The 14,465-nt window shown below is 52.9% G+C and carries 12 protein-coding genes and 1 pseudogene; 6 read left to right on the top strand and 7 right to left on the bottom strand.

All coding sequences use genetic code 11. The annotated features are described in order from the left end of the window. Positions 1 to 48: 48 nt before the first annotated feature. A complete protein-coding gene (locus tag JMJ04_RS01045; RefSeq protein WP_420799452.1) occupies positions 49 to 1,254 on the top strand; it encodes an enolase C-terminal domain-like protein in 1,206 nt (401 codons plus the stop codon). 170 nt (positions 1,255 to 1,424) lie between these two features. Here the strand turns inward: JMJ04_RS01045 and JMJ04_RS01040 are convergent, their stop codons facing one another. After that, positions 1,425 to 2,780: a PQQ-binding-like beta-propeller repeat protein gene (locus tag JMJ04_RS01040; protein ID WP_201368714.1), complete on the bottom strand. Its 1,356-nt coding sequence runs from the start codon at positions 2,778 to 2,780 to the stop codon at positions 1,425 to 1,427. Between the two features lie 262 nt (positions 2,781 to 3,042). Beyond that, on the bottom strand, positions 3,043 to 3,960 hold the full coding sequence (locus tag JMJ04_RS01035) for a PhzF family phenazine biosynthesis protein (RefSeq protein WP_201368713.1): 918 nt from the start codon (positions 3,958 to 3,960) through the stop codon (positions 3,043 to 3,045). A 342-nt stretch (positions 3,961 to 4,302) separates the two neighbouring features. Here JMJ04_RS01035 and JMJ04_RS01030 point away from each other — a divergent pair, with 342 nt between their 5' ends. Both JMJ04_RS01030 and JMJ04_RS01025 read left to right on the top strand, forming a co-directional pair. Beyond that, positions 4,303 to 4,785 (top strand): Lrp/AsnC family transcriptional regulator, encoded by a 483-nt coding sequence (locus tag JMJ04_RS01030; RefSeq protein ID WP_201368712.1) that lies wholly within the window; start codon positions 4,303 to 4,305, stop codon positions 4,783 to 4,785. 488 nt (positions 4,786 to 5,273) lie between these two features. Continuing rightward, the gene (locus JMJ04_RS01025; protein ID WP_201368711.1) at positions 5,274 to 5,564 is read left to right on the top strand and encodes a putative quinol monooxygenase; all 291 of its coding nucleotides are present in this window, start codon (positions 5,274 to 5,276) and stop codon (positions 5,562 to 5,564) included. Positions 5,565 to 5,819: 255 nt separating this feature from the next. Here JMJ04_RS01025 and JMJ04_RS47905 read toward each other — a convergent pair whose 3' ends face one another. The 4 genes from JMJ04_RS47905 to JMJ04_RS01010 all read right to left on the bottom strand — a co-directional run bounded on the left by JMJ04_RS47905 (position 5,820) and on the right by JMJ04_RS01010 (position 11,852). Continuing rightward, positions 5,820 to 5,954 carry a hypothetical protein gene (locus JMJ04_RS47905; RefSeq protein ID WP_268887319.1) on the bottom strand — a complete coding sequence of 45 codons (135 nt, stop codon included), beginning with the start codon at positions 5,952 to 5,954 and terminating at the stop codon, positions 5,820 to 5,822. 31 nt (positions 5,955 to 5,985) lie between these two features. Beyond that, a complete protein-coding gene (locus JMJ04_RS01020; protein ID WP_201368710.1) occupies positions 5,986 to 7,443 on the bottom strand; it encodes a glycoside hydrolase family protein in 1,458 nt (485 codons plus the stop codon). 141 nt (positions 7,444 to 7,584) lie between these two features. Beyond that, positions 7,585 to 10,725, bottom strand: a complete 3,141-nt coding sequence (locus JMJ04_RS01015; RefSeq protein WP_201368709.1) for a winged helix-turn-helix domain-containing protein — start codon at positions 10,723 to 10,725, stop codon at positions 7,585 to 7,587. Positions 10,726 to 10,994: 269 nt separating this feature from the next. Further along, positions 10,995 to 11,852, bottom strand: a complete 858-nt coding sequence (locus JMJ04_RS01010) for an NAD-dependent epimerase/dehydratase family protein (protein ID WP_201368708.1) — start codon at positions 11,850 to 11,852, stop codon at positions 10,995 to 10,997. A gap of 264 nt (positions 11,853 to 12,116) precedes the next feature. Here JMJ04_RS01010 and JMJ04_RS48555 point away from each other — a divergent pair. Further along, a pseudogene (locus JMJ04_RS48555) lies at positions 12,117 to 12,299 on the top strand (bifunctional ornithine acetyltransferase/N-acetylglutamate synthase); the annotation flags it as partial. A 34-nt stretch (positions 12,300 to 12,333) separates the two neighbouring features. Here the strand turns inward: JMJ04_RS48555 and JMJ04_RS01000 are convergent. After that, positions 12,334 to 12,651: a MerR family transcriptional regulator gene (locus JMJ04_RS01000; protein ID WP_201368707.1), complete on the bottom strand. Its 318-nt coding sequence runs from the start codon at positions 12,649 to 12,651 to the stop codon at positions 12,334 to 12,336. Between the two features lie 486 nt (positions 12,652 to 13,137). Here JMJ04_RS01000 and JMJ04_RS00995 point away from each other — a divergent pair, with 486 nt between their 5' ends. Further along, complete coding sequence (locus JMJ04_RS00995) at positions 13,138 to 13,317, top strand: YlcI/YnfO family protein (RefSeq protein ID WP_201368706.1); 180 nt, start codon at positions 13,138 to 13,140, stop codon at positions 13,315 to 13,317. Continuing rightward, the gene (locus JMJ04_RS00990; RefSeq protein WP_236037858.1) at positions 13,298 to 14,464 is read left to right on the top strand and encodes an RNA-guided endonuclease InsQ/TnpB family protein; all 1,167 of its coding nucleotides are present in this window, start codon (positions 13,298 to 13,300) and stop codon (positions 14,462 to 14,464) included. Before JMJ04_RS00995 ends, JMJ04_RS00990 begins: the two co-directional genes overlap by 20 nt. Position 14,465 lies beyond the last annotated feature (1 nt).

Below are 14,465 nucleotides of genomic sequence, written 5' to 3'. Positions count from 1 at the left end.
CGAAATCTGGCGTCGAGGCGTTCGGAATAATTATGACCGAGGAGGGTATTGATGATGTTGGCCATCAGGGATGTTCGAACTATTTTAACGATGCCAGATGGCGCAAATCGGCTGGTGATCGTCAAGATCGAGACCACTGAGCCGGAACTCTATGGCCTGGGCTGCGCGACCTTTACGCAACGTCCCCTGGCTGTGCGAAGTGCCGTGGAGGAGTATCTAAGGCCATTCTTGCTGGGAAAGGATGTCCACAGGATTGAAGACCTGTGGCAAACGATGTGGGTTAATTCCTACTGGCGCAATGGACCAGTGCTCAACAATGCCATCTCAGGTGTGGATATTGCCCTGTGGGACATCAAAGGGAAGCTTGCCGGTATGCCCATCTACCAACTACTAGGAGGAAAGTGCCGCGAAGCCGCAGCGGTCTACCGGCATGCAGATGGGAAAAACGAGGCGCAAGTGCTAGAGCGCGTCCAGGCATTGATGGAGCAGGGGTATCACTACATACGCTGTCAGATGGGAGGCTATGGGGGTAAGACATCGCTCAACCAGTTGCCGGAGGAGGCACAGCCAGGGACATACTATGACCCGGCCGCTTATGCGCGCAGCATACCGCCGCTCTTTGAGTATATACGCGCACACATTGGCTTCCAGGCAGAATTGTTGCATGATATTCACGAACGCCTGGCGCCCATTGAGGCCCTACACCTGGCGAAGAAGCTAGAGCCATACGAATTGTTCTTTCTTGAAGATCCCCTGCCACCGGAGCAGGGCGGCTGGCTTGAGATGCTGCGGCAACAGTGCGCCACGCCCATCGCGATGGGCGAATTGTTTAACAACCAGCACGAGTGGATGCCACTGATTACCCGGCGCCTGATCGATTTCATCCGCGTGCATGTAAGCCAGGTCGGTGGACTAACACCGGCCAGGAAATTGGCAACCTTGTGTGAAGCCTTTGCCGTGCGTACCGCGTGGCATGGACCAGGCGATACTTCGCCGGTTGGGCATGCGGCGAACCTGCACCTGGATCTAAGTTGCCATAACTTCGGCGTACAGGAGTGGAGCGGCTTCAGTGAAACTGTGCGCGAGGTCTTTCCAGGGTGCCCGGAAGTGCGAAACGGCTACATGTATCCCAACGAGCGGCCAGGACTGGGTATTGCTATCGATGAGCAACTGGCCGCGCGTTATCCTTGTTCAGATGGGCCACCACAGTGGACCCTGGCGCGCACACCAGATGGCACCGCAGCGCGACCGTAAGGCTGTGCTTTTTGTACGATTATCTCCGCGATCTTTACATGTCTGCCAAAAGGTGTACACATAGCTGTCGCTATTTCCCACATAGATCCATTGGCGATGGTAATAAACGCCAAATGCCCCTCGGCACGGGTACTACCGATCATCCCTCAAGAACTGGTAGTCCATGTCTATCAACGTGTGATAGCTTGGTCATGCTCGGCGGTTTCGTTGATGGTGAGCCCGGAGATGCTCAAGACACGATGCCAGAGCAGCGTGCCATCGCTGCCGCGCATGGCATGAATGCTCCTGTCATCAGTAGTGAAGTAGATGATGCCCTTTTCTATCAGCATGACGTTCCCTTTGACGCGACGGTGCCAGAGCAGCATGCCATCAGTCACGCGGCGGGCGTCCACTCCCCCATCTGATGTGTTAAAGTAGGTGAGACCATGGTCTGCCTCTAATCCGAAAGCGCTTCCACTGGCTGTATTGGGAGCGTGCCAGAGCAAAGAGCCATCACTGGCGCGCAGAAAGTCTCTCGCACCATTTTGGAAACAGAGGGCAACGACCTGGTCGTCAGCGTACACATACGCGCCCGCAAGGTTGACTGCGGGTAGGTGTTTGTGCCAGAGGAAGGAGCCATCACTGGTGCGCAGCGCGTCTAACTCACCACCAGGGGTCAGGAAATAGAGTACTTCGTTTTTGATCGAGGAAAGGGTATCTGCTTGTACGGCCTTCTGGTTCCAGAGGAAGGAGCCATCGCTGGTGCGCAGGGCTGCAACACTATGATCCCATAAGTCCAGGTAAACCATATGATTGTCTACTCCGAGGATAAGGCCGTCGATTTTGTGGTACCAGAGTGGGGAGCCGTCCGTAGCGCGGAATGCGCCCACGCCGCCGAAATCTGGTAGCGCATAGACGACGCCGTTTGCGACCCAAAGTCCTTGCCTGGCGACTTTCCGTTGCCAGATGACTGTGCCATCGCTGGCGCGCAGGGCTTTTACCGTCGTCTCTTCGCTTACATAAACGAGCCCGTTTTCGACGCCATGCCAGCCAAGCCCTCTCCTTTGCCAGAGCACGGTTCCATCACTGATTCGCAGCGCATCGACCATTCCGCTTTGTGGTTCTAATAGGAACACAACCCCATTGGTGCTGGCTACCGGATAGGCATCAACGAGCTCTGGGTGGCGCCAGAGCAGAGAACCATCGCTGGTGCGCAACGCGTGTATATTCTCGTCCGCTGTTGTGATATAGATCACCCCATCCAGCAGAGTGAGAGACTTTGGCACAAACGTTGGGTGAGCCACCACCGGAGTTCCCACTGGATGGGTATCTTTGGCCCCTTGAGGTATATTCGGAAGCCAGAGAAAAAGAAAGACAAATCCTCCCACGATAGTCAGCAGGAGCGGGAGCCAGCGTGTCTGGAATGAAAGACGTTGACCCTGAATGACTCGTATGCCCAATACCTTGTGAACTGTGCCTGGTGGGTCCAAATCGGTCATTTCGACTTCAGTATCGTTTATGGTTTGCTCATCTTCAGGCGTACCCACGACTCACCTCTTCTACGGAAAACACTTTTTCAGTACTTTCTCTCAAGAGAGTACAATATGTTCCTGAAGAAAAGCTGAAACGTGTCTCAATTGCACCTTCATCGCTAGGTTGCATGCAGCACGTTCACTTATCTCACAGTCGCTTACCACTGGCCATTTCATAGCTCAAGCCCTCCTAAGAAAGCGCTTTGCGTAAGCTATTAGCGCTGGTCCAGATAGGTACATCATACTGGTGTTGGACCGTACCAAGTGGCATGAGAGCTTAGAGCCGTAGCACACCTTCAGCCACCGTCACGCCAGCGCCAAAGATGCGCACCTCATCGCCATGCAAGCGTATCTCAATACGGCTTGGCCGCATCAACTCATATCCCTGCTCAATCGTCACTGTTCCCGAAGAGCTGATCTGACCATACTTTGCCAGGTAGCATGCGAGTGGGCCGGCCGCAGTTCCCGTGGCTGGATCTTCGACAATCCCCTCCGTGGGATTGAAGAAGCGTGTATGAGCAGCGGCATCCGGATCGACTGGGTCCAGGCTAAACAGATAGCAGCCTTGACCACCAACTGAGTGAAGATGTTGATACAGACGTTTCGCATCTGGTTGAGCACGCCTTATTGCTTCACGGTTCTGTACTGGAACAAGTAGATGTGCTGCCCCCGTGGAAACAACTTGCGCCGGTAAACCCTCTACAGCCAGATCGGCTACCTCCAGACCAAGCGCTGCTGCCAACTCCACTGGATTTTTATGGGTATCTCCAAATGATGGTGCTGTCTGTCTCATCCCGATGGTGGTCGGTTCCCACAGTGCACCCTCTCTTCTCTTTTCCGCCAATACTTCCACTGCTAGGACCTGTTCCCCTATCTCCTGTTGAAAGGTGGTCTGAGGCCCAGACAGCTCCAGTTGTCCTGCTTCGGCCAACCACCACCAGGCCCCAAGCGCATTATGACCAGCACCTCCGACCTCTATTCCTACTGGGGTGAATGAACGTAGACGCCAATTGGCTTCCTGCCTGATCGGAGGGAGCAGAAAGGTGGTCTCCGACTGGTTAAATTCGCGCGCGATCCGCTGCATGGTTTCCTGACTCAGGTCCTGTGCATTCACCACCAGCGCGAGTGGATTACCGTTCAGTGGCTCCTGTGCAAAGACATCAACTATGTAGAAACGAATGTGCTGTTCTCTCATTGGTTTCTCCTTCTCTTGTCTTACGATGGCTCATTTCATGCGGTGATAACATGCTGTTGACCTTATTTTTTATCATCGGGAATGCACAAGATCTCGTGACGATTGCTGTGCATCCGAACGCCCATCCAGCAGGCGCACGTACCCGTCTTCCATCTCTGAGAGGAACAAAAGGTAGAAGTGGGATAGCAAAAGGAAGGCACTCATGCGCAAAATAATGCTCACAATGGCTTTCCTGATCTGCTCGCTCTGTGTTTCCAGTGTAGCATCATTTTGTGGTAAAGTGGAGAAAAAAATGAAAGTAATATTCCCAGAAAACTTCAGATACCAAAGGAAAAGCGAATAATGGCTTTGGAAACCAAAAAGCCTCTTGATGAGACAAACTGGCAACTGCTTGAAGCGTTGCAACAGAACGCACGCCTCTCCTATAGCGAGCTAGGGCAACGGGTGGGACTCACTGCGCCCGCCGTAGCTGAGCGAATGCGTAAGATGGAGGAACAGGGAATTATTAGGGGCTATCATACTGAGGTAGACCTCGCTCAGCTCGGTTTACCACTTGTAGCGATGGTTCGTTTAGTGCCAGCGGCGGGACTTCACTGTCGGAACATCGCCTCCGCTGTCAGTGAACTCCCAGAGGTGCTTGAGTGCTATCGCATGGCTGGCAATGATCAGGTATTAGTCAAAGTAGCTGCAACCTCGATCGATCACCTGGATAGCATCCTTGACCAACTTGCCATCTATGGCCAGCCTTCAACCTCGATTACGTTCTCTCAGCCCGAAAAGCAGCACGTTATCACGCAGAAGATGCTTGAACAAGGGAAAAGGTGAAATGGTTGATGGCAAGTCTTCTCTTTGCCACACTGGTATTTTGCGAGATTCCCTATGTGATTGGACAATATTTGCTCCATACCAGAATTTTGGAGCTGTATACAGGGGGAAATAGGTCGAAATGGCAAAAAACTCCAGGATTGCGTGCCTATATTTCCTCCCTGGGCATTTTTTAGGAGCACTTTTGACTACTGGTACAGCGGGAGGTGTTCTTTATGCTTTGCTCAGCCAAATGATGCAGGATGCCCTTACAGCTCTTGTCAAGTGATCCCACTGCTGAGCCAGGGATATTATCAAGCGTGACACGGAGCGCGTGTAAGCCGTCATCAGCTATTGTATTTTGCTGATGAAGGGCTCAAACGCAATTTTAATGATAAGGAGGGCCTACCCTTATTGATAAAGCTCAACGATTGCGCTTAAAGAGAACAACTGGAGGGTGACGGTGCCGCAGGCAGCAGAACTCGATACGAGAGAGGAGATTTCCAACCATGTTTATCTTCTATTCCATTCATTATCCGCAACCTGAAAAGGAAGAGCTGCTGGTTCAGAGTATGCACGAATTTGGCGAGCTGATGAAGAAGCAACCAGGAAATCTTTTTCAGGCTCCCTATCCTTTCAAGGATCCCGAAAAAGGAACGCTCATGGGCATCTCCATCTGGGAATCTCGGGAGGCTTTCCAGGTAGCCCTGCCCATCTTGCAGAGCGCTCGGCAAAATAGCTCTTCTCGGGAGTGGGAAACCAAACCACCTGAGGTTTATATGCTCGATTCGACGCTCTAAGCACACACCTTTGCTGAGAATGTAAGAAGAGAAGCAAAAGAAGCCAAATGGACCAGACTGAAGATCCTTTCAGAGACGTAAGGTAGCCGCGGTCAAGTTCATGACGCATAAGCGGAGCATATTAAAATTGGCGCGGCTACACTTTATGCTTGATCAATTTTAAGCGGGTGAGTTGCGTATCCCGTGGGCTTTTTCCTTGAGCTTAACTCGTTGCGTATCTCTTCTGAAAAGTCCCTCCAGCGGCTCAGTAAGAGATTATCCCACCTGAGCTAGTGGCTGAAGCTCAACGTGATACCCCAAACGGCTCAGTTGACGGACCAACCGTTTCTCGGCCCCTTGACGTTCCTGCTCGTCTAAGAAGGTCTCCCCTTTCTCTTGGTAAGTCCCCAAAGGGAATATTCCTTTTGAGGTATACTTGTGGCTATTGTGTGAGAAACACAGGTGTGAGTGAGACGAGGAGATACACCTGACCGTCACGCACCTCTGTTGGTATTTCCTGTCCAAACACATCAATAGCTTGAGCCTGTGGCGCAGACCATGCCCATGTAAAGGGCGTGGAGGGTTCATCTTCGCCTGAGAATGTATCGCGCCGCTCCCAGACGACAAACAGGGGACTTCGCTCCCGCCGCTGGACTTCAAACAGGAAGAGAGTTGGGTGCTCGGGAATAGTGATTCGTTGAATGTGCTCAACGTCGTGAAGCGCATCCGTCATTCTGCGATATGTCTCTGCCGCTGGATAGGGCTGCTTGAACATTCCATCCTCATAGTCGAACAGCTTATGCTTGTCAAAGAGCAGGTGCATCAGGTTCGCGCGATCAACGTTCTCATTGGCCAGATTCCAGCAGAGCATTTTCTGGACGCCCGCTGAAAGTGCAAGCATGCAACGCGTGACGATTTCACGGCAGTTGATACGATGGCGTTTCTGTTCCAGTTCGGGGGAACAACCTTGCATGAACATCTGTGCCTGTGGTGGCAACATCTCCCTCTGCTCATACAGCTCAGCAATAGCATCTCGTTGCGTGGCCTGTGCCAGGGTCTCGCCCTGTGGGGTTTCCATCATCTTCGTGAAAATGTTTTGCAGAATGGGCAGATTCTCCACAAAATTGAAGAAACTCGGGCCATTGTATTCACCGCAGAAGATCGGCTTCTGATATCCCAGGGCGGCCATTTTCTGCCTGACCGCATTGATGTTTGCCGTGATGGCATCGAGGTCGCCATAGAGATGGAGATCGAAAACATCGAAGTCGCTAGCACTTTCCCGTAGTAGGTAATCAAAGAAGTCTTGCTCCGCTTGCAGATCAGGATGCTGAGCGTCAGCGGATGGGTAAAATGCGTCAACGGCGCCGGCAAGGATCACCATGGCCTCTGGATCAACCTCTTTGACGGCACGTGAGAAGACCTTGAGGTGGTTCACATAGTCTTGCGCTGTTCCTTCCCAGAGCAGAGGGTTCGTCGGCTCATTTTCGCATTGCCAGTAACGGACCCGCCCCTTGCAGTGTGAGACCAGCGTACGCACAAAATGATCATACTCCTCTGGATGACGCGCCGGGGAGGGTGGCTGAAAATTGGTGGCATGCCGCGTGGCCCACGATGAACTAGATTGGAGCGTGATCCACGCATCATCGGACGGCCCTAGTTGCTCCAGCAAGGCATCAACGGCATCCCAGACGAAGCGCCCTCGCTCAGGTTCTATCTGGTTCCAGAAAAGAAAGAGCCTGACCAGGCGTGCTCCCAATTGGTGAACCTGTGGCATGAACACATCTGCCCTGACTCCCATATGACCATAGAGCGGACCTCGCACAATACCAAATGGGGAATGTTGTCTGATGCGTTCATCTCTTCCAGTTGCTCGCTCGTTAAATCGGTTATCCTGATTCATATACGCTCTTCCTTCCATTCTTGTTCGCTACTCGCTTGCGCTTTTCTCAAGCGACTGCTGGAAGTATAGAGGATAGGCAGGTAGATCGACATCCTCCAGCCGGGTGGTTTTATGGGGGCTTCTAAGAACGGGGGCGTCTCGTTAGAGCTGTTTCAGGTGGAGCGCTGCCTCATAGGCTTGCAGGCGATTGCTGACGCCCAGCTTGCGATAGAGATGTTTGACGTGGTCCTTCACGGTATTGACCGAGATGACCAGTTCTTTGGCGATCTCCTGGTTGGTGTGTCCGGCGACCAGGAACTGCAAGACACGCTGTTCCTGCGGAGAAAGCGGCTCGAATGGCTGCTGCTCGAAGGGAGAGGGCGAGAGGGTGCGTTCCCCTCCAGGGATTGTCAAAGCGCGCAAGAGCATCTGTCCAAAGGAACGCGGCGCTTTTTCACGAATGCCAGGCAGCAGTGAACGGAGCAAGCGGGCCAGGGGCGCCCCTTCGGCGAGGAAGACGCGGAGAAATCCTTCGTTGTGTGCCTGGGAGAGGGCTTGCCGGAGCCACTTCTGAGCCTCGTCTTGCTGCTTACAGGCCATCTGCGCCAGAGCCAGAAGCACCTGGATCTCTAGTTGTCCGTGTACATACCGTTTTTCCTGGGCCATCAGCAGGAGCTGCTCAAGCAGACACACAGCAGTCTTGGTCTCGCCCTGCGCAAGCTGAAGGCGTGCCTGGAGGATGTTCACCATCATGCGTTGGAGAAAGGAATATGATGTCCCTGCTGTGTTTGCCAGCGTCGTTACCGTGCGTTGGGCCACGAGATGATCACCTGTGGCCAGTTGGAGATGGGTCTGCAAGGCCAGAGCCTCAGGGAGCAGGTCCTCTGCTTCCTGGGTCGAGGCGATGTGCAGTCGCGCAAGGAGCGTAGCGAGCCGAAGCGAGGCTGCGTCCTCCTGACCGCGTGCGGCAGAAAGGAGCGCAAGGAAATACGTGATTCTCTCGTTGTCTTTCTGCCCCAACTTTTGTGTACACTCCAATGCTTCGCTGATTCGCTGTTCTGCGGCTTTCAGGTCGTTCCATTCAAGAGAGAGCTGCGCCAGACCAAGTAACGCCCGTACGCAGTCTTCGCTGTTCTCCTGTGAGTGTCCTGAGGAGAGGGCCTCTCGGTAATACGCATGCGCTTGATGGAGTTCACCTAAGGCCGTACTGACGGCTCCCATCCTCAGGTAGATCTCGCTCAGGAACTGGCTGCTGGCGCGCTCCTGACTGATGGTAAGTGCTTCTTTCAGGAGCCGCTGGGCCTCTTCAAAGCGTCCTTGATGTAAGGCGTCCGATCCAACAATTCCCAGGCAGATGGTGCGCCACTCCCACATGCCTGCTCGCCCATCATCATTATCTGAGTCACCATCTGCGAAGAACCCCAGGGCCGTTGTGGCATGCTCCACGGCCTCCTGTTGGGAAGAAGGATGAAGTGACGCGTTGAGCGCCCGAAAGGCGAAAATCATACCAACCCAGGACTGCTTTCCAAGTTGGCGCCAGGCATCCTCTGCTCTTTGGAGCAAAGCCTCGATGTGTTCCTTCTCCTTGTTGGAAGGAGGAATTTGCCCGTCCTGGAACTGGAGGGTGAGAGCGGCGTAGAGGCAGAGTGTTGGACGTGCCTTCACGACTGCGTCCGGGATCTGTTCTAACCAACCTCTTAGCGTGTGTAATTCATATCGTTGGCCGCTGGCACCAAAACGTTCGATCAGCTGTGCCGCACGTTCAGTATCCTGGGAGCACAAAGCGGCTTCAATAGCCTCTCCAGGCCGGGCATGTTGCTCATACCAGTGACTTGCCTGCTGTGCCACGGTGTGCAACGCCTCCTCTCCCAGACGTCGCCTGGCTTCAAGGCGCATAGCTGAAGCCCACAGGGAGTGATAGCGATACCATGGTTCTGTTTCGCCCAGTGCTTCCAGGAAGAGGCCAGCACGTTCAAGCGTTTCCAGCAGCACGGCACTATTTTGTCTGCCTGTGACGGCATCACACAGCGAGGCGGTCAGGAGGGGAAGTCCGCTTGTTTGGAGCAAAAAGCGTTGAAGTGGCTCAGGTTGGGTCGTTAGGATTTCACCGACAAAGTAGTCGAGCAATTGGCGACGGTAGGAGTCGAGGTACTGCCATCCATGCAGCGTGGTGAGGTACCGTTCCATGTGCTCAGGCATCATGTGACCAGTCAGGCTGAGCAAGCGGAGCCCGGCTGGCCACCCTTGCAAAAGCGTCTCAAGGTGGGCGATTGTTTGCTCTGAGGGGGCGGTGCTGGTAATGTGTTGCAGAAAGGTCGCCGTTTCCAGCGTTGAGAAACGCAGGTCAGCTGGAGAAAACTCTTGCATGCTCCCCTGCGCGCGCCAGCGAGCGAGAGGGAAAGGCGGCTCGCTCCGCGTCAGGATCACCACATGTAACTGGGGCGGAAGGTGCTCAAGAAAAAAGGCCATAGCCTCGTGAAGACGGGAGTCGGTAATGACGTGATACTCATCCAGAACCAGGATGCCGGGGCCTTCCTGGGTGGCGAGATCATTGAGGAATGTGGTCAGTATGGTGCGTAGGGGGACCGAGGCAAAAGGCGGTTGGAGTGTGGAGCGCAGGTGCGCGAGCGCCGTCTCCCCGATCTCCTTGTGCCACGTCTGGCAGGCACGAATGAGAGAACACCAGAAATGAATGGGGTCATTATCGTTTTTCTCCAGGGAGATCCAGGCCGTACGAGCAATGGCGCGGTGTGCCTGACGCTCAGCCAGCCAGGAATTGACCAGGGTCGTTTTGCCAAAACCGGCGGGTGCCCAGACGAGTGTGAGTTGATGCGAGCGCCAGGCATCAAGTTTTGCAAACAGGTGCGAGCGCTCTACAAGCGCAAGCGGAAGGCGAGGAGGGTGGAATCTGGACATGAGCAAGGGAGAAGACGACAGGGTGGACGAAGGTTGCGTGGAATCAGCACTGTGAGAAGAGATCGCTTGTGTGAAACGTTGCGCCACGTCCTCTAAATGCGCAGGAGAGAGATCTGTCGTTCGACCCAGGTAACGCTTGACGGTTCGCCTCTGCAAAGAACGATAGCCATACCAGTAGGGTCCGTTCCTCTGGACACGCTCTTTACGCACTGTATAGTGGACCCCCGATCGACTACGGAAGGCAAAGGAAGAGATGTCCTCTAACCACGCCAACCAGGTAGGACGCTCAGCAGTGAGGTCATGGAGAAGAGTGCTATTGCCATCAGAAAGTTCATAGGTTTGTGCCTCCTGAGACCAATGGACAAGATATATCACTCGTTTGGGCATGAACAGTCCTTCGTGAGAAAGAGTGGTGAATGTATTACCTAAAACCATCACTTTGGGGAAAAGTATAGCACAGGAACCATGTTTAGGTAATAACGCAAACAGACTGAGACTAGGATTTTCCAACGGTGGGGCAAGTGGGTATATCAAATCGGACAAGGTTGTTTGTCCAGGCGGCACTGACCTGGACGCAAGAACAGGCAACATTGCTTCGCGAAAAATAGTTTGTGTGTTGTATCCTTTCATTCAGGTTGGCTCTGTCTGTTGCCGCATTACTTCTGCGCGGCGCGAGTAAAGCCTTCGTGCCAGTCCGGATAGGAGGGTTGCCAGTTGCAGAGGCGGCGGGCTTTGGCGTTTGTCGCTCCACGAGCAGCACGGGGTTGGGTTGTGCTTATGGGCGGAGGTGGGGCATGAAGGGTCGCTGCGTAGATTGGGAGCCAGGCAGTGCCGGGGGCTGGCACATCATCCACGATATTGAAGACGCCCCCAGGCCAGCCCAAAGCGAGCAGGGTGGCACGTGCGGCGTCATCGACGTGGAGGAAGGAGGTTATACCCTCATCGGCGGTCACCTGGCCCTGTCTTACCTGCTCTGCAATAGAGCCGTCAGGAGCATACCATGTTCCAGGCCCGTAGAGTAGTCCGTAGCGCAGCACGATACCTCGCTCCATCTCGCCAACCGCCTGTTCAAGCGCCTGGACCCCTTCAACAGTTGTGCAGCGCGGTTCCGGGGCTTCGATGTCTAGGGGAACATCCTCATCAGCTGGCCCCTTGCCGGGCGCGTAAGCCCAGGCGATACTTTGTGCGATGAGATGGCGCACTCCCGCCTCATGGGCAGCGTCAACCAGGTTCCGCGTCCCTTCCCGGCGTATACGGGCATTTGCTGCGAGATCCCGCACACCAAGATCTGTAAGTTGGTGGATGACCACATCCGGCCGCACCTCGCGCATAGTTTTGAAGAGTTCCTCGCGATCAAACACGTTAACAACTACGGGAAACGCGCCTAGTTTCTGAAGCATCTCTCTCTTCTCGATTGCGCGTGTTGTTCCGATCACTTCATGGCCTGACTCGACCAGTAAAGGGATGAGCCTGCGCCCAATAACTCCTGCAGCACCCACAAGTAATATCTTCATTTCTAACTTTCCTTCGCTGTCTCTATCGTATCGTTTAAGGGAGACTTTATCATGAAAGTGGCTTGTGAAAAAGAGCCATTATGAGTTGGAATGAGATAGCCATTATGCGAATATCTCTGACTGTGGTTCCACGAGAAGACCATGTATACCAACTTCTGTTCTTTCTCGATAAAGAGGTTGATCCACTTGTGTAGCAAGGTAGCTTGTCGGCTCTTAGTGCATATTTTAAGAGATCTTTTGTGCGAGAGGCTCCGACGATGTACAGTCAAAGTAACGGTTGCGGACGCCGAATCATTTGCGCAGGCGAAACGTGTCGCGAAAGTTGTCGTCAATTTCCCGTTGGTCAAGACAGCCATTTTTTGCGCAGACCCTAACTGGGGTCGAATTGCCATGGTTATTGGCAAGTGTGAAGCGCAAACTGCTATTGTTCTTGAGAAGGTTTCCATTTGAGAATGTTTTTGTCTTCCATAGAATTCTTGTGCTATTCTTGGGTATGCAGTTGTTCATAGCAGACAATCTTAAAGGTGATCACTTCAAGATGATGCTTTACTTCCTTCAAATGTTCTTCTACCCGGCTTTGGTGCTGTTTGAGCAGTTGCAGACGTTCGGGCATGGTTTGCTCACCTTGATGGAGGAGCGCGGTATACCGTTGGATATCGCGAATAGGCATCCCCGTCGCTCGTAGACGCTTGAGGAACTCAATCCAGGCCACATCCTCTTGGCTATAGAAGCGATAGCCATTCCTCTCATCTCGCCCAACGTGCTGGATCATTAATCCGGCGCGTTCGTAATACCGCAAGGTATGGGCACTTAGCCCGGGTTGCCTGTGCCATTTGCTGGATGGTCAAGGCTTTCTCCGCAACCTGCTGTTCCATTGTTTTCCCTTTCCTGCTGCCACTTTTGATCTCTTCAAAGAGGAAGACGCAATACTGTCTGCATTAAACATACACCTTTGAGTGCACTCTCAGTCAAGAGGAAAGTGGAGTTTTTTCTCTCTTAACGTAGGCAAGCAAGAGCGCCAGACCCCTTGACTAAGAGTGCGCTCAAAGGTGTAGGCTTCGATCTATGAACATGTGTAGAAGGAACGCAGCCAGTCAGACGCGTCGTCTGTTGTGTGACAGATGTGCATCGGATTTGCCTTTTTCGACTACTATGCACGTTTTTATCTACACGCGCCGTAAAACCCCTGTCTTTAGACATGGGGATAGAAGGCGCGTTCCTTGTTTGGTGGATAGGGTGATAGGGAAGGCTTGTTATGGTGACAGCATGGTGATATAATGGTGGTATGGCAAAAGAACAAGAAACACGTATCACTATTCGGTTTCCCTCCTCTCTTGTTGAGGAGCTGAAACCTATTGCCGAGTCCGAAGAACGCTCGCTCAATTGGTCGGTAGTGCAGGCGGTACGCGAATATGTTGCACGCAAACGAAAGGAAGGGAAGAAACGTGCCACTCAAGACGCTTAAGTATCGCCTCCTTCCAACCAGGAAACAAGCTGAGGCGCTTGAATGGACCTTACGACGTTGCAAAGAGCTTTACAACGCGGCGTTACAAGAACGTCGAGAAATCTATACGTATACGGGAAAAGGTACGAATTACAACGCACAAGCCAACCAACTCCCAGAAATCAAGGAAATACGAGAGGAATACAAGGAGATTCATTCTCAGGTGTTGCAGGATGTGTTGAGGCGGGTAGACAAAGCGTTCAAAGACTTCTTCCGGCGTGTGAAAAATGGGGAAACCCCTGGCTATCCTCGATTCCAGGGGAACCACTATGATAGCTTTTGCTATCCACAGTCAGGATTTTCCCTTGAGCAAGGAAAACTTGCTCTTTCCAAGATAGGGCATGTCAAGATTAACTTGCATCGCCCTATCCAGGGATGGGTCAAAACATGTACGATCAAACGAGAGGGCGAATGTTGGTATGTCTGTTTCGCCTGTGAGGTGGAGACGTTTAAGCGAACACCCTATACTGATGAGGCTGTAGGGATTGATCTTGGTGTGTCCAAGCTGGCAACCCTCTCGACTGGCGATGTGATTGAGAACCCCAGGCCCTATCGTAAAGCAGAGAAGAAGCTTGCAAAAGCTCAACAAGCCTTGTCAAGGAAGAAGCGTGGCAGTAATCGACGCAAGAAAGCAGTTCAGCGCGTGGCACGTCTCCATCGCAAGGTGAGAAGTCAACGCAATGACTACTTGCATCAGTGGTCACGCCGCTTAGTCAACACCTATGAAACGATTGTGTTTGAAGATATTGCACCTTCCAATCTGTCCAGACGGGCTAAACCCAAACAGGATGAAGATGGGAAATATCTTCCCAATGGCGCAAATGCCAAATCAGGCTTGAATAAAAGTATTGTCGATGCTGGTTGGTCAATGCTCATCACCTTCTGTCAGTATAAAGCGGAAGAGGCTGGTACTGTCCAGGTAGTGAAAGTTGATCCAAAGTATACCAGCCAAGTGTGTAGCGGGTGTGGTACAGTTCGCAAGAAAACACTCTCAGAACGTTGGCATTCCTGTGAGTGTGGCTGTGAACTGGATCGAGATCATAACGCCGCGATAAATATCAAAAATCTTTGGCTTGGACGGAGCCTTCAGGAAGTGAAAGCCTCCTGAG

The organism is Ktedonobacter robiniae (assembly GCF_016587375.1).
Lineage (GTDB): Bacteria > Chloroflexota > Ktedonobacteria > Ktedonobacterales > Ktedonobacteraceae > Ktedonobacter > Ktedonobacter robiniae.
This window is presented reverse-complemented; position numbering and strand designations above follow the sequence as displayed.